This is a genomic window from Chryseobacterium sp. II3a, from assembly GCF_057815135.1.
On record NZ_JBYPZJ010000012.1, the window covers coordinates 124,028 to 140,972 of the forward strand.

Consider the following 16,945-nt stretch of genomic DNA (forward strand, 5'->3'; position numbering starts at 1 on the left):
ATGTGAATTTGATTTGATTATGAGTTTATTGCAGCAATTTCCATTCCAATATTTTAAGATTTTCTTAACAAAAATAAAAACACTGGATGAAAATTAAATGGATATTAAAAGTCAAAAAAGAGAACTTTATTTATGGCTATTATTTAGCCGTTCAATAAAAAGCGGAATGACTTCTTCCATTCTTAACATAACCCCAGATAAATTTCGGGCTCTCACATATGTACGAATCTGTGGTTTAGCTCCAAATGAAAATTCTATAAACTCAGAAATCTTATCCGCTGGTATTCCGGCTTTGACAAAATAATCATCCTCTATCCTATCCCTTACCCAGACAATATGCTCCTGAAGGTCATCATATCGGTATTGTCTTTTTTGTTTTCTGGCTTTTCCACTGACGAGATCATATACTCCCTGCACATTCAAATTTCCTAATAATATGGGTAAAAGAACACTTTTCACTTCTGCCGGTTTTTCCCGCATCTTTCCAACTGGTTGTGGAAGACCTACTGCTTGTTGTACCTGTTCGCCTTTATCCACTTTGGCTACGATCCTGGAATCCTGATTGAGATCACCGGATAGCTTTTTTACAATTTTTACTTCTCCTACATCTTTGGGAATCTGAAAAAGTGTTACCAGCAATTGAGCATTAATACCATCCATAAGAACTCTTCTTGAAACTCTATTGAAATCTTCTTTTACAAATCTAAGTTCATCATTAGGATTAGCTTCAATAGAAAACATTCCCTGTGGATTGGAGTATACTTTTTTATCCGTAGACATATTAACAATGATTACAGTACTTAAACTTTCTCCGCTGTCATCAATAATTCTTCCGGTCACCGTTTGTTGAGAAAATAAGAGATTAGCACACAACATAACAAGGAAAAGAAAACCTTTTTTCCAGTACTCACTTATAATATATCTGAAATTATAATTCAATTGTTCTTTTATCTATAAAAATACCAATATTTTATTTGGCATCAAGCTTATTTAATTTACGATATTCAGCAAAAGCCACTTCTAGTTCAAATCTTAGTACATCTTTATTAAAATCTTTTCTGAATTTTTTTGATAGGTATCTTGTCTCTTCTGCATACAGTAGAAATGCATCAATTTGTTCATCCTCCATTCCATATTTTCTCAGGAAGTCTAAATTTACTTCATTTTTAAGCTGTATCATGAAATCCTGGAATTCTATATAATTTGCCTTTGTAATTTTAGGTTTGCTGGCATTAGTAAACAGATTGATCGCTTTACCAATGACACCCAACACATCTACTTGTCCTGCATTAAAATCATGACCAGTAAAGGTTTTGGAAATGGTTTTATTAGGTAAAGGCTCAGTTAAAGGACTTTTCATATATTTTGACATATCTGATTTTAAAGACCTCAGTTTTTGAGACTCGCTAATTCGTTTGCTATCCTTTTCCAGATTTCCTGTAGGTTTAAAAGCAATTTTAACTTCAGGAATCTGAATCTCGGCTTTTTGAAGAATCATCAAGACAGGAATATTAAAGTCTTCTTTTGAGACCCTCTTACTGACACGATAAAATCCTTCTTTTACAGATCTTATTTCATCATTTTCATCAGCATCTATAACAAATTTCCCCGAAGAATCAGTGAGTACAGATATATTTTTCGAAACATTAATGATGAGTACCGGATTAATAGTAGCATTGCTATTGTCAGTAACACGTCCTGTTATTTTTTGCTGGGAGAACAATATCCCTGATATAAGAGACAAGGTAATATATAGACTGGTCTTAAATAGGTTCTCCATACCTTATTTTTGAGTCTGTGGAGCTCGATAAGAAGATATCCTTGTCAGGACAAAACGTTGAAACCTATAAAGGTCTGCATCACTACAAAATCCATATTTCAGGATTTTTTTCCTTTCAAAACCTCCTGCTAAAACATAGGAAATAAAATGATCTATTAATGGTTTCTCTATTTTAAGATTGATAAAATAATCATCCCCAAGACTTGTCCGGATATAATTCATCAAATCAATATCATCCCATTTATCTTTAACTTTCCCTATAGAAAATCCTTCTCCTTTTGGTTGTACAAATTCTCCAGGTTTGGCGGCAAGGATCCTCGGATCTGATTTTTGTGCAATATACTGTTTGATTTCCGTCTCCAGCTTTTGGACCTTTTTAGGTTTATTATAGTTTCTTGAGTCTATTTTTAAATTTCCGGTAAGTCCCTGCTTAACTTCCACTTCAGGAATCTGAATAGTTGAACGAATAAGACTGATGTTCATAGGAGACTGTATATTTTCCTGAGATACATTTTTCACCACTCTGTCATACCCGGCTTTTATAAATCGTAATTCATCTCCTACTCTTCCGGAAATCATGAAATGCCCATCTCCGTTTGAGAACACCATTTCATCAGTCCGGACATTAACTACAGTAACATCTTGTATCTCTGCGCCACTCTCAGAAATTACCTTTCCGAAGATATAGCTTTGAGCATTGGAATGAATACATACGATTAGGAATAAAAAAAAGAGTAGTTTGGATTTCACAGGTTATTTTTTATAAAGCAAAGCTAAAATTATTTTTAAATTAGAACATAAGGTTTAACCACCATTAACGCCTTTTAGTATTTCTAGCAGCCTTTTGCTCCCGAAACTGTTAAATAGCCGGATCGAATTGTTAAATTTTCTTTTAAATTTTAGCTAACTTGCAGTCTCAATTCTCTTTTAATAATGCAAAATTCTTATACAGTCATCAATGCTTCAGCCGGATCCGGGAAAACTTATGCTCTGGTTCAGCGGCTTCTGATGATCTGTCTCAGATATCCTAATCAACAACAATCGATCAGGAATATTCTCGCTTTGACCTTTACAAACAAAGCCGCTAATGAGATGAAAGAAAGAATTTTGTCCTGGCTTGGAAATTTTTCAGCTGGTAATTATGCTGAGAATGCTGATCTTAAAAATATTCAGAAAGCTTTTGAAGAACAGGGATTGAAAATTACAATTGATGATCTGCATCATCGTTCAAAAAGACTGCTGGATCATATTCTTCATAATTACTCTACTTTAAATATCGGAACTATTGACCGTTTTAATTCGAGATTGGTAAGAAGTTTTTCTTATGAATTGGGACTGGCAAAAAATTTCAATCTGGAAATTGAAGCAGAACCCTTTCTGATTGAAGCGGTGGATAAAATGCTGGATCAGATTGGCGAGAATGAAAACATCTCTAATTCTTTCATGGATTACGTGGATTATAGCCTTGAAAACAATGAAAGAATCAATCTTAATAAAAACCTTTATGATTCTGCCAAAGAGTTTGTAAAAGATATTCACTATGAGCATTTGAAAAGCAACCAGAGCTTTGATGATGCCAATTATGAGAATATCAAAAACGGACTTCGTAAAGAGATTGTTCTGAATAAAAAACAGGCTGCAGAACTTGCAGCCAGCTCTATTGAATTATTCAAATCCAGAAATATTGAGATTGAAGATTTTGCTCAGGGAAAAAACGGAATCGGTGGCTTCTTTACCAAAGTTATTGATTTTTACCAACAGAAAAGACCTGGTTTTCCTTTTCCTACAACACAAGAAGAATCTGTCATCAATAATTACAGAAAAGGAGCTTCTTCAAAATCTAAACATAAGGAATCTGAAATTTTTGAAATTCTGGATCAGCTTATTGAAAACAGGATGAAACTAATTATCCTGTACATTGAGACCCAAAAGAAGGAGAAAGTTCTATCTGCTTTGCTTCCTTTAAAGGTCAATAAGGATATACAGGATGAACTTAAAAAGATTGAGGAAGAAAATGATCTTGTTCTTCTTTCAAAGTTTAATATTCTTATCAATGAAAATCTTAAAAATGAGCCATCAGCCTTTATTTATGAAAAAGTAGGAGCACAGTTTCAGCATTACTTCTTTGATGAGTTTCAGGATACTTCAGAATTACAATGGCAAAACTTTGTGCCGCTAAGAGATCATAGTGTTTCCACAGAATATACGTCTTTTACTTTAGTAGGAGATCCCAAACAGAGTATCTACAGGTTCCGTGGCGGGGAAAGCAAGCTGATGCTGGATATCATCAACAAAAAAGAGTTTTCTCCTAAAGAAGCCGATCTTCTTGTTCTTAAAGACAACTGGAGAAGTGCAAGAAATATTGTACAGTTCAATAATGAGCTCTATCAGTACCATTCTCTGGAGCTGGAAGAGGAGCATAAAAATATATTCGGGACGGACGCCGAACAAACTCCAAAATCGAAGATTGACGGGCGGGTAAAAATAAATCTAATCGAAAACCTTACCAACGAAGAGTTTTATGATGATACCTCAGAGAGCATGCGGAAAGATATTCAGGAATCTCTGGACAATGGCTTTAAGTTCTCTGATATTACCATTCTTTGTCGTGGAAATTTTGATATTTTCAGTTATTCTCAAAAGCTGGGAAATTTAAAGGTCAATTATCAAGGTGAAGAAACTAATATTAAAACGATTTCTGACAAAGGGCTTACTCTGGAACTTTCCAATACCCTGAAAGCAGTTATTGAGTTTTTAAGATGGGAAATCAATCCGAAGAATAAACCTTGCCTGATTATGATGATGTATTACCTGAATACATTGGGGAAAATTCAGATGGCCGATTTCACTCTTGAAATGAAGGAAATCCTGGATATTGAAGGCCATGAGGAAATACTTCAGTTTATCCAACAGAAGTACTCATTGCAATTAAGACAGGATCATTTTCCGAGATTTAATCTTTATAATTTTATAGAGTATTATATCAATGAATTTTCAGTGGAAAATAAGGAAACAGACTTCCTTCTGAACTTTTTGGAAATGCTTTTCAATTTTACACAAAATGCAGGAGCAAGTACTAAGGAGTTTTTAAAATACTGGGATGAAGAAGCTTCTTCTTACACCATTCAGGCTTCGGAAAATATTGATGCCATTCAGATCATGACAATTCACAAATCTAAAGGGCTGGAGTTCCCTATCGTTTTTATTCCTATGATGAATAAGAACCGCGATAGTGAGTTTACCAATTGGTTTGAGACGCATGAGAGTGATGCTCTAAAATCAGTCAATATTAATCAATTCAGTAAGAATCTTGAAGTCTATGATGAGGAAATTCAAAAATTCAATAAAAAGAATTCTTACAAAAATCTGATTGATAGATTGTGTTTGCAGTATGTAGCGACAACAAGACCTGTTGAACAATTGTTTTTCTATCTACAGAAGGCTAATAAAACCTCAAATAACCTGGAGCTGTTAGAATTTATTCAGACCAAAAACACTGAAAATCTGGATTCATTTGATTTGTACGAGGTGAAACCTGAAATGTTGAAAAAACATTCAAAAACGAAGACATCATCTTTTAAGACCCAAAATATCCAGAATCTGAAAAATGTAAATGAAAAAAGTACTTCGATCAAAATTGCGACTCCATCCAAGAACTATCAGGTTCGGAACGAGAAAGTAAGGATCGGGCTTTTCGTACATGAGCTTTTATCTAAGATCAATACTGAAAAAGACATTAATAAAGTTCTGGAAGGCTATGCTTTGGAAGGTCAGATCACATTGGAAGAGAAGAATGAAATACAGATTACCTTACAGGAAATTGTCAAAACACATGCTGAATTCTTTGATGAAAAATGGGAAGTGATCAATGAAAAGGATATTATGATCTCTGAAAATGGAGAAAGCCATATTTCAAGACCGGACCGTATTCTTAAAAGTGAAGATGGCTATATCATCGTGGATTTTAAAACCGGTGAAGAGAAAGGAAAGGATGAGGAACAGGTAGAAGGGTATAAAAATATTCTGGAAAGATTGGGTAAAAAAGTGCTGAAAACTCAGATCATTTACCTGTAGTCTCCTTCTGTTTCGCCATATTTTTTTATTCATAATACGGCCTATTCCTTACGATAAAAGGTTTGTTTATTTATTTCCTCCCCCATGGCTACACTATCCTGCATTTGAATCAAAAACATAATATATTGTTCAGAAATGATGATATCATGTTTCTTAACCAAAATATAATGCTCATTGGAGTATCCAAACAATAGATTAAGTTGTATCTTTCCTCTCATAAAAACTGCTGAAAAATGTAAAATCATTTTTACCCTTAAAAACGAACACAAGTATTAATGATATAACCATGAAAATTTATTTTATCTCATTTCTTATAAGTGCCTTTATGATGGCCTTATCCGGAACAGTCATATTTAATATCCTCGAGTATATTGATCCTCCTGTGACCAAGGAAGGTTTTAGGTATATGCCTACAGAAAATCTTTTCAAATCTGCTTTTTTGAGCATCATTATTGGGGCTGTAGTTTTTATAGGGGCTGTTAGAATACAAAGGCAAAGACAGAATAAATAGTTGTTCTCTAATTAAGACCACATAAAGGCTATGGTACAAAACTATATCATTAAGAACTGGAAGCTTTTATTCAAAATTCAATGGATGGGTTTCGGTATCTTCAGTGTTTTATCATTCTTCTATTATTGGGATAAAGCAGCTCATATTTATTTTAACAGAAGTCTTGAAATCATAAATTTTCAAAGTATATTTTCTTTGTTAATGACTTGGCTTTTTGTTTGTTTTACTGTACTCATTCTGATATATCCGTTGCCATTTTTAGTACAAGCTTATTTCATACAGCATCAAAAAGGAAGTGGCAGAAGATTATTTTTTCTATTTATATTATATTTATCAGCAATCGCCTCATTATTTTCCTTATACATCATCCATAGCAGTGATTCAATAAAGGCAACTGTTCATTCTCTTTAATTCAGTAAAAAATAAAAACCGCTATCACAAGAAATAACGGTTTTATATTGTTAAAAACTTTTGGGGTTTTAAGCTGTTGGATCCGGAGTAAATACTCTCTGTGACAATTCCTGGTCAAAAAGGTACAATGCAGATGGGTTATCACATACCATTTTGATTTTTGTTACATACTGAGAAGCACTTGCTTCCTCTTCTACCTGTTCGTTGATAAACCACTGTAGGAACGATGTTGTCGCAAAATCTCCCTCTTCGTTGGCATTCTTTACAATATTGAAAATACTTTTAGTTACAATTTTCTCATGTGCTAATGCTTTTTCAAAAATATCCGTTGCATTTTCGAACTCGTGGGGAGGTTTTGGAATTTCTCCAATGATGATTTCTCCTCCTACATCATTCAGATAATCAAACATTTTATCTGCGTGCATTAACTCTTCTTTGCTTTGTACTCTGAAGTAGTTTGCAATTCCATCCAGATCTTTTCCTGAAAACCATGCAGACATTGAAAGATAATATTGAGCGGCGTATTGTTCGTGGGCAATTTGTTCGTTAATTAATTTTGCAATTTTTTCGCTAACCATAAGTATTGAATTTATATTCAAAAATAGGGAATAAAAGCCCGAAATCAAAAGTTTTACGGAAAATTAATACTAAAAGGATGGAAAAAATCCCATCCTTTACACATTAAAAAATTAAAATTACAAACAGTTATTTTACTTCAGGAGTTGCCGTATTCATCGGCTTTTTCATCATTCTTCTATCCTTCATTGCCATTCTTTTCTGCTCCATTTTAGCTTTTCTGTCAACCTGCCATTTATCATATTGTTCAGGAGTAAGAATTTTTTTCATATCAGCGTCCATTTGTGCTCTTTTAGCCTTCATCTCTTCCATTTTGGCCTGTCTCACATCTTTATTTTTTTCAAACTCGGCTTTCATTTCGGCTTTTCTTTTTTCATGTAATGCTTTTACCTGAGCTACCTGCGTAGTAGTAAGATTAAGATCTTTTTGCATCTGTGCAAGGTGCTCTTGTTCTTTTTGCTGCATTTTCTGCTGCATTTCTGCTCTTCTTGCTTCTCTATCCTGTGGAGTTGTCTGTTGTGCCATTGCAAAACTTCCCATTCCGATAAACGCTATTGCTAAAACTAATTTTTTCATCTTTTTAAAATTTAATTAATTGTTATTATACCTTTTTGATTCATCATTAAATAATAAGTTAAATTAACATATTCATAAATAATGTTAAATTTTAACTAAAACAAATCAATAAAAACATAAAAAAAAGGACAGATTATAAAAACCTGTCCTTCACACCACTTAAATATAATATATGAAAATTAATTCCTTACCAAGCTTCCTCTAAAGCCTCCACTATTACCACGGCCTGGTGAAGAATTTTCAGATTTTTGCTGTCTGAAACCACCACTATTTCCTCTGAAACCTCCGTTACTTTCTCTTGATGGTGGAGCTGCTTCTCTTCTCACTTCATTATTCTCTCTGAATCCACCATTACTATTTCTAAAACCACCGTTTTCTGAGTTTCCTCTAGAGCCTTCTGAACTGCTTCTAAATCCGCCATTACCAGAATTCCCTCTGAAACCGCCATTGTTGGTGTTTCCTTTTGAACCTTCAGAACTATTGTTTCTAAAGCCTCCATTACCGGAATTTCCTCTAAAGCCATTGTTGTCAGAATTGCCTCTAAAACCTCCGGAATTATCATTTCTGAAACCTCCATTTGATCCACCTGAGTTTCTAAAACCATTATCTGGTCTGCTACTTCCCCTGATCACATCAAACGTAGGATTATCAATTCTTCTGAACCTTGAACGGTCTACTCTGTAGATATTGATGTTTACGTTTCTATATCTTGGCATTACAGCATATCTTGGAACATAATACGTCCTTCTATAATTTTGGAAGTATACTATAGGACTTGCTCCTCTGTAATAATTATTTTGAAAAACTACAAAAATTCTCGGTCCCATAATTCTTTCCAACGCATAGAACCTGTCATAATACCATCTGTCTGGGTTATATCTGTAAAAATTATCCCAGGCTGCAAAGCTGGCATACAAATTATTCAGTCTCATAATCTGATCTACCTGCCAACGAGTTAATCTGTTTTGAACAAAGAACCCATTCCAATCTATATTGACAATACTGTTTCTGTAATCATTATAATAGCTCTGGTAATAATCACCTGGATAATAGTCCTGAGGATAGTTATAATAATAATCAGCAGGGAAGTAATTCCTGTCATCCTCGTCGCTATAATAGCCATTGCCATTCTGATAATAACCATCATCTCCCCAACCATTATTCGGATACTGCTGAGCAGACGTCAAAACGCCTAACCCCAAAGCTAATCCCAAAAATATTTTTTTCATCTTTATAGTCGTTAATTGGTTAATATATAGCAGAATATCTTAATTCTATCTTTTTGATACAAATAAAAAAAAGAAGTTAAATCCATAGATCAAACTTCTTTTAAAATATTATTAACTAACTGATAATCAAATGTTAAATTTACATCCTCCCACTATCTTTTATCCAGTGAGCTATTTTTTCATTGAAAATTTTCTGGTTCTTTAGATCTTCCAGCTTGATATGCATTCTATATCGCCAGTAATGTGGAAAAACAGCAGGATTATTAATCCTTTCATTATCCATCTTAGGGTTGGTAAGTGCAGCATCTGTAGCAAGGAATTCCTGAATCGGGAAAATTGCCAGCATTGATTCATTATATAAATGCTGCTTCATAATAATCTCAGCCAAATCTGCAGTTAAATCTTGTGGAGCTTTCCCATATTGAACCAATTGTTGGTTAAAATACCTTTGAGTCAAAACCGAATCTTCTTTCCACCATTGTCTCAGGGTAGAGCTGTCGTGAGAAGAGGCAGTAACCACATTCATATAATTGGCATATCTTGGATCATAGAATGGAATATTCTCTGCAGGCATACGCTGAACTTTCAGGGCAATAATAGCCAGTTCATCCATAACAACCGGAACACAGGCAGGAACCATCCCCAAATCTTCTCCACAAATAAGCATTTTTGTAGCATTCAGGATCATTGGAAGTTTCTCCATTGCTTTTTCATACCAAAGATGATCCTGTCTTCTGAAGAAATAATCGTGGTACAAATCATAAATACTTTTCTGCTCGGATTCAGGAAGATATTGATAAGATTCTGTATTATAAACATTGAACCTTGGATGATATACTGTTTCACCTTTTCTCTCTTCCGGTAAAAACAAAACATTCGCACAAAGGGAAATCAACTTTTCCTCAAGCGGGCCATGTGGTTTTTTCTTAAAGAAATCTACCAGTTTTCTCTGGGTATCAAATTCTTTTTTGAAGGAATAAGTTCCATCTTCTTTACGATCCATAAATACAAGAGCCTTTCCACTATCTCCTGCAAAGTATTTCCATAAAATTTCATTGTTGATAAATGGCTTACAATACCTGTCAAATTCAAACGGAATCTGCCAGGCTTTAAATTCATCTGAAACAATAGGAACAGCAGGATAAAAATATCCTAAAATACCTTGTACGGCTGAAATCGGCATTCTCCATATTCTAAAGAAACCTAAAATATGATCGATCCTCATGGCATCAAAGTATTGCTCTAATGCTTTGAATCTATTTTTCCACCATCTGTAATCATCCGCCTTCATAGCTTCCCAGTTATAGGTTGGGAATTCCCAGTTTTGTCCCAGCTCTGTAAACTGATCCGGTGGTGCACCAGCCTGGAAATCCATTCCGAATAGTTCGGGCTCAGTCCATGCTTCCACAGAGTATCTGTAGATCCCAATAGGAAGATCTCCTTTCAGAGAAACTCCAAGACTATGGGTATAATCTACAGCATCTTTCAGCTGTACATGAAGCTGGTATTGTACCCATGCATGCAGCATTGAAAGATCATAGTCCTTACTTTTCATTGTAAAATACTGAGCGATCTTTCCTGCGATATATTTTTTATGAGTTTTCCACTCATTGAAATTAGGTGTTTTATATTTATCCCTTAAAACACAGAAAGCAGAATAAGGAACCAGCCAGTATTCATTATCCTTAATGAATTTTTTAAAGTTTCTGTCCTTATAAATTTTATCTTTTTCTGCATAGAAAATAGCCTTCAGGTACTTCCATTTCCCTGCAATCATTTTTTCATAATCGATAAGATCAAGAGTATTGAGCGCCTCTTTATCAGACTCATATTCTTTAACTAATTCTTTCGGTAAAGAAAAATCAAGCTTTTCTAATGAAATATATTGAGGATGTAAAGCATAAACAGACACTGCTGCATAGGGATAAGAATCCGTCCATGTATAATTTGCAGTGGTATCATTAATAGGAAGGATCTGGATAATTCCAAGATTCGTTTCCTTTGTCCAATCTGCCAGTTTTTTTAAGTCTGAGAATTCTCCCACCCCAAATCCTTCTTCACTTCTTAAAGAAAACACAGGAACGGCAACTCCGGCATCGTGATACATCTGATACCCTTTAAATTTGAAATAATGATTGGAAACAATTTGCAATACATCCGGCAAAGGATTAGTAACCGTAAATCTGTTTTCTCCGGTTTCTACATCTATTACTTTATTCTGTTTTGTATCGTAAATACAATATTTATACTGGATGAATTCATTTTCAGGAATTTCTACAGATACTTCCCACAGCCCGAAATCAGTCTGATACAAAGGAACTACTCTATTATAATCCCAGTTTCCTAAAGATGCAGTATTTCCAAACAATACAATTCTCCAATTTGGATTATAAATAGGAGCCTCAAGTCTGAATAGATGAGTATGTTTCTTTAGAATTGTTGATTTCTCTGGTATGAAGTCATGTAACTTATTGTAAAGAATTTTATTATTTAAATAATTCTCAGGAAAGTTTTTGTTATTCCATTCATCAAAAATAATAAACTCTTTATAGTTGTGCGGAAAATTAAGATGATGCTGAACAAACTCGTCTCTTAAAACGTTTCCTTTTTCATTAACAACTCTGTATTCATAAGAAACAGATCTGGAAAAATAATCCACTTCACATTTCCACAAACCATTCTCTGCACAAAACATCGTATGGATATGAGCCGCTGCACCTTCCTCCCGAATCACCAACTGCAGATTCTCTCCGGCTTTTACAATATATCCTACATTAAAGTATAGCTTCATCTATATTTTTTTATAAAAGTACATTTTAATATCGAAAAATAAAACTTGTTGAATATCAAATAATCATTAAAAAACCTTCTCAATCAGATTGAAAAGGCTTTTATGATAAGTCAAATTTTATAGATCACTTTTTAGCCAATTATTCAGTAATCAGAATTTTCTTACTCAATATTACTTTTCCTGGTTCATCAGCTATGCTTACAATATAAGCACCATTAATCAATCCTTTAAAGTAAACCTTCTGATCCAGTGTCCCGTCTTTAACGGACAAACTTTGGCTCATTACATTTTTACCGGACATATCGAAAACATTCATCTTAATATTTCCTTTTACATTCTTATTATTCACATGAACATTTATAAACTGTTCATCAACTCTGGTTGGATAAATATCCAGGTTAGCTAATCCATTATTTAAAGAAGCCCTGTCATTAACAAAATACTTACTTGCCAAATCATAGATATGCAGGTTCTGTTCTCCTGGAAGCTGCTTAGCCTGCAAAGTTCCAAGATCCACTTCATACAAAGATGCTCCTTTAGCGCTTGCTATCACTACCTTTCCCTGAGCGTTTACTGCAGAACCATTTACAGAATAGTTATCCGGAATTCCAGTAATTTTACCCACAAACTTGGCCTTTAATTCTTTAGGAGATACTTTGAAAACATTCCCTGAAGCAGCAAAAATATAGAAATTATTATCCGCATCTGCAATCATATCTCCACCAAATCCCGTTTCCATTGCTGTAAATGAATTTTTGCCATTTGAAGCATCATCCTTTATGATTCCCAAATCACTGACTATATATTGTACACCTTTTTTACTGATCTGTAAAAGCTGTGTCCCTGAATTATTAATGGCATAGATATTTCCATCATAGCCTGTAGTCATTCTTGTAATATGAGAATTAATATCACATGATGTTACTTTTACAACAGAATTTTCAATTAAAGTAATTTCCTTAGTTTGAGGGTTTAAAACATAAATATTAGACGAAAACATAGGCATGTACACCAGATTATTATTTGATGAATCATAGGCCAATGCTGCCATTGTTACAGCCTGAGAATTATTATAAGAATTTTTATCCTCTGTCACTACACCTCTTCTTGTTTGCGAAATAACCTTCGAAGGGGATTCAGCAGTAAAAACCTTCTCACCTGAAGTACCATTCATTACATCCATTGCACGAAGATCACTGAAATTAATACCTTGGGTATCCTTTCCTGCAATAGCAAAAAAATCCTGTTGAGCATGCGCATTCACACCTAGCAACAATAAAAATAAAGGGAATAAATGTTTTTTCATAGAATGTATATTTTTAGATTTGTAATCATTTTAATATGACTAAGTTACATAATTTACTCATTAAAAAACAAAAAAAAGAAATGATTTAGACAAAGTTGACAATAAATTAACCCAAATAATAAAATATTACCAATTAAACAGACAAATAGTATATAGCGAGAAATTAATAAAATACACTAATACTTGAATACATTTCAGGAGCTTAATCCTGCTATCCACTCATACTCCTCACTCTGAGCCGGCTACCCTCAAACCCTGCCGCTCCCCAACTCTTGCTGCGGGGTAACCGTTGCTATCAGGGCTAGGAAGGAGGTATGAATGATACATATTGGTGTGATGTATTGATATCAGGAGTATATCTGTTATAGAATAAAGAATAGAAAACAAAAGAGTAAAGAACGAATAAGAAAACAGTGATAGGAATTTAGTAACAGAAACACTGGTATACAAGTATCATTACTGATTACTCATTACTGATGTTTTCTCTTTTCTTTCCCCTGGGTATAAAAGTATAAAACAAAAAAAAGTCTCACACATTGCTGTATGAGACTTTTAAAAATAAAATAAAAACTGGCGGCGGCCTACTCTCCCGCGTTAGCAGTACCATCGGCGCTGGTGGGCTTAACTTCTGTGTTCGGAATGGGAACAGGTGAGCCCCACCGCTAAAACCACCCTAAAGGTTGTATATAAGGTTGCAGGTTATAGGTATTAGATTGTAGGTTTTCCCTACTACCTGATAGCTACCATCTGCTACCTGTTTTAAGCGATAAAAACTTTCACAAAGACAAAACCTTTACTGCGCATAAAGTACTTGTCTATTTATATATTATATTATAGATTACAGCAACCAATAGGCTATAAATCTACGGGTAATTAGTACTACTTGGCTATGACATTACTGTCTTTACACCTATAGCCTATCAACGTCGTCATCTACAACGACCCTTAAAAGATGTCTCATCTTGAGGCGAGTTTCGCACTTATATGCTTTCAGTGCTTATCTCTTCCAAACGTAGCTACTCAGCGGTGCACCTGGCGGTACAACTGATACACCAGAGGTTTGTTCAATTCGGTCCTCTCGTACTAGAATCAAGCCCTCTCAAACATCTAACGCCCGCAATAGATAGAGACCGAACTGTCTCACGACGTTCTGAACCCAGCTCGCGTGCCACTTTAATGGGCGAACAGCCCAACCCTTGGGACCTTCTCCAGCCCCAGGATGTGACGAGCCGACATCGAGGTGCCGAACCTCCCCGTCGATGTGAGCTCTTGGGGGAGACTAGCCTGTTATCCCCGGAGTACCTTTTATCCTATGAGCGATGGCCCTTCCATACGGAACCACCGGATCACTATGTCCTGCTTTCGCACCTGATCGACTTGTTGGTCTCACAGTCAAGCACCCTTATGCCATTACACTCTACGCACGGTTACCAAGCGTGCTGAGGGTACCTTTGAAAGCCTCCGTTACTCTTTTGGAGGCGACCACCCCAGTCAAACTACCCACCACGCAATGTCCTTCTAAAAGAAGTTAGGCTCCAAGTAAGTAAAGGGTGGTATTTCAACGTCGGCTCCACAAACACTAGCGTGCCTGCTTCAAAGCCTCCCACCTATCCTACACATTACTTACTCAAAGTCAATACGAAGTTATAGTAAAGGTTCACAGGGTCTTTTCGTCCCATTGCGGGTAATCGGCATCTTCACCGATACTACAATTTCACCGAGCTCGTGGCTGAGACAGTGCCCAGATCGTTACACCATTCGTGCAGGTCGGAACTTACCCGACAAGGAATTTCGCTACCTTAGGACCGTTATAGTTACGGCCGCCGTTTACTGGGGCTTCAGTTAATGCCTTCGGTTTAACCCTAAGCACCTTCCTTAACCTTCCAGCACCGGGCAGGTGTCAGACCCTATACAGCATCTTTCGATTTAGCAGAGTCCTGTGTTTTTGATAAACAGTCGCCTGGGCCTCTTCACTGCGGCCACCATTGCTGATGGCGTCTCTTCTTCCGAAGTTACGAGACTATTTTGCCTAGTTCCTTAGCCACGACTCACTCGAGCACCTTAGGATTCTCTCCTCGACCACCTGTGTCGGTTTTGGTACGGGTTGCTTCACTTCGGCTTTTCTTGGATCAGATTACACTGCAGCAGCTTCGCCCGAAGGCTAGGCCTTGACTATTCCGTCAGTCTCCAGCAGCTACATCCAACCGTCCCCTTTATTCGTGAGCAAGTATGGGAATATTAACCCATTGTCCATCCACTACCCCTTTCGGGTTCGCGTTAGGTCCCGACTAACCCTCAGCTGATTAGCATGGCTGAGGAAGCCTTGGTCTTTCGGTGAGCAGGTTTCTCGCCTGCTTTATCGTTACTTATGCCTACATTTTCTTTTCTATCCGCTCCACAATACCTCACAGTACTGCTTCGGCGCAAATAGAATGCTCTCCTACCAGATGTATCTTAAATACAAATCCATAGCTTCGGTAATATGTTTATGCCCGATTATTATCCATGCCGGACCGCTCGACTAGTGAGCTGTTACGCACTCTTTAAATGAATGGCTGCTTCCAAGCCAACATCCTAGCTGTCAATGCAGTCCAACCGCGTTGCTTCAACTTAACATATATTTTGGGACCTTAGCTGTTGGTCTGGGTTCTTTCCCTCTCGGACATGGACCTTAGCACCCATGCCCTCACTGCCGTAGAACATTTATTAGCATTCGGAGTTTGTCAGGAATTGGTAGGCGATGAAACCCCCGCATCCAATCAGTAGCTCTACCTCTAATAAACTTATATACGACGCTGCACCTAAATGCATTTCGGAGAGTACGAGCTATCTCCCAGTTTGATTGGCCTTTCACCCCTACCCACAGGTCATCCGAAGACTTTTCAACGTCAACCGGTTCGGTCCTCCACTCTGTGTTACCAGAGCTTCAACCTGCCCATGGGTAGATCACAAGGTTTCGCGTCTAATCCTACTAACTATCCGCCCTATTCAGACTCGCTTTCGCTCCGGCTCCGGTACTTAATACCTTAACCTCGCTAGTAAAATTAACTCGTAGGCTCATTATGCAAAAGGCACGCCGTCACAGCTTAATGCTGCTCCGACCGCTTGTAGGCGTACGGTTTCAGGTTCTATTTCACCCTTCTATTCGAAGTGCTTTTCACCTTTCCTTCACAGTACTTGTTCACTATCGGTCTTTCAGGAGTATTTAGCCTTGGAGGATGGTCCCCCCATATTCAGACAGGATTTCACGTGTCCCGCCCTACTCATTTATCATCCAAATATACCTTTCGAATACCGGGCTATCACCGTCTACGGCCGTTCTTTCCAGAACGTTCTTCTAAATATATAAAGACTTTTGGGCTAATCCGCTTTCGCTCGCCACTACTTACGGAATCTCTTCGATTTCTTTTCCTCCGGGTACTTAGATGTTTCAGTTCTCCGGGTTTGCTCCTCTTACGAGGTGACATGTCTTCAACATGCCGGGTTGCCCCATTCGGACATCTGCGGATCAATTCGTGTGTGCCAATCCCCGCAGCTTTTCGCAGCTTACCACGTCCTTCGTCGCCTCTGAAAGCCTAGGCATCCGCCATACGCCCTTAACGATTTCTTTCCTATTTTTAGGTTACTCAAGCGCTTTATGCGCTCGGTTTTCTCTTTGTGATGTCTTTACCGTTAATGTCAATGATCTTAA

9 protein-coding genes and 2 rRNA genes are annotated in these 16,945 nt (G+C 36.5%); 1 reads left to right on the forward strand and 10 read right to left on the reverse strand.

The annotated features are described in order from the left end of the window. Positions 1 to 126: 126 nt before the first annotated feature. The 3 genes from AC3HD6_RS21605 to AC3HD6_RS21615 all read right to left on the reverse strand — a co-directional run bounded on the left by AC3HD6_RS21605 (position 127) and on the right by AC3HD6_RS21615 (position 2,530). Entirely contained in the window at positions 127 to 840 is a 714-nt protein-coding gene (locus AC3HD6_RS21605) for a carboxypeptidase regulatory-like domain-containing protein (protein ID WP_488898197.1), read from the reverse strand. A gap of 130 nt (positions 841 to 970) precedes the next feature. After that, positions 971 to 1,780, reverse strand: coding sequence for a carboxypeptidase-like regulatory domain-containing protein (locus AC3HD6_RS21610; RefSeq protein ID WP_488898198.1), 810 nt, complete (start codon positions 1,778 to 1,780; stop codon positions 971 to 973). A 3-nt stretch (positions 1,781 to 1,783) separates the two neighbouring features. Further along, a complete protein-coding gene (locus tag AC3HD6_RS21615; RefSeq protein ID WP_488898199.1) occupies positions 1,784 to 2,530 on the reverse strand; it encodes a carboxypeptidase-like regulatory domain-containing protein in 747 nt (248 codons plus the stop codon). A 183-nt stretch (positions 2,531 to 2,713) separates the two neighbouring features. On the opposite strand from AC3HD6_RS21615, the gene AC3HD6_RS21620 reads away from it, so the two are divergent. Next, a complete protein-coding gene (locus AC3HD6_RS21620; protein ID WP_488898200.1) occupies positions 2,714 to 5,854 on the forward strand; it encodes a UvrD-helicase domain-containing protein in 3,141 nt (1,046 codons plus the stop codon). Between the two features lie 990 nt (positions 5,855 to 6,844). Here AC3HD6_RS21620 and AC3HD6_RS21625 read toward each other — a convergent pair. The 7 genes from AC3HD6_RS21625 to AC3HD6_RS21655 form a co-directional block, all read right to left on the reverse strand. Beyond that, on the reverse strand, positions 6,845 to 7,354 hold the full coding sequence (locus AC3HD6_RS21625; RefSeq protein ID WP_068938790.1) for a ferritin: 510 nt from the start codon (positions 7,352 to 7,354) through the stop codon (positions 6,845 to 6,847). Between the two features lie 127 nt (positions 7,355 to 7,481). Next, positions 7,482 to 7,928 carry a DUF4890 domain-containing protein gene (locus AC3HD6_RS21630; RefSeq protein ID WP_488898201.1) on the reverse strand — a complete coding sequence of 149 codons (447 nt, stop codon included), beginning with the start codon at positions 7,926 to 7,928 and terminating at the stop codon, positions 7,482 to 7,484. Positions 7,929 to 8,107: 179 nt separating this feature from the next. Further along, a complete protein-coding gene (locus AC3HD6_RS21635) occupies positions 8,108 to 9,157 on the reverse strand; it encodes a hypothetical protein (RefSeq protein ID WP_488898202.1) in 1,050 nt (349 codons plus the stop codon). A 139-nt stretch (positions 9,158 to 9,296) separates the two neighbouring features. Continuing rightward, on the reverse strand, positions 9,297 to 11,948 hold the full coding sequence (locus tag AC3HD6_RS21640; protein ID WP_488898203.1) for a 4-alpha-glucanotransferase: 2,652 nt from the start codon (positions 11,946 to 11,948) through the stop codon (positions 9,297 to 9,299). Positions 11,949 to 12,087: 139 nt separating this feature from the next. Next, entirely contained in the window at positions 12,088 to 13,254 is a 1,167-nt protein-coding gene (locus tag AC3HD6_RS21645; RefSeq protein ID WP_488898204.1) for a T9SS type A sorting domain-containing protein, read from the reverse strand. A 568-nt stretch (positions 13,255 to 13,822) separates the two neighbouring features. Beyond that, a 5S ribosomal RNA gene (gene rrf / locus AC3HD6_RS21650) occupies positions 13,823 to 13,930 on the reverse strand. 177 nt (positions 13,931 to 14,107) lie between these two features. Then, positions 14,108 to 16,864: ribosomal RNA gene (locus AC3HD6_RS21655) — 23S ribosomal RNA — on the reverse strand. Positions 16,865 to 16,945 lie beyond the last annotated feature (81 nt).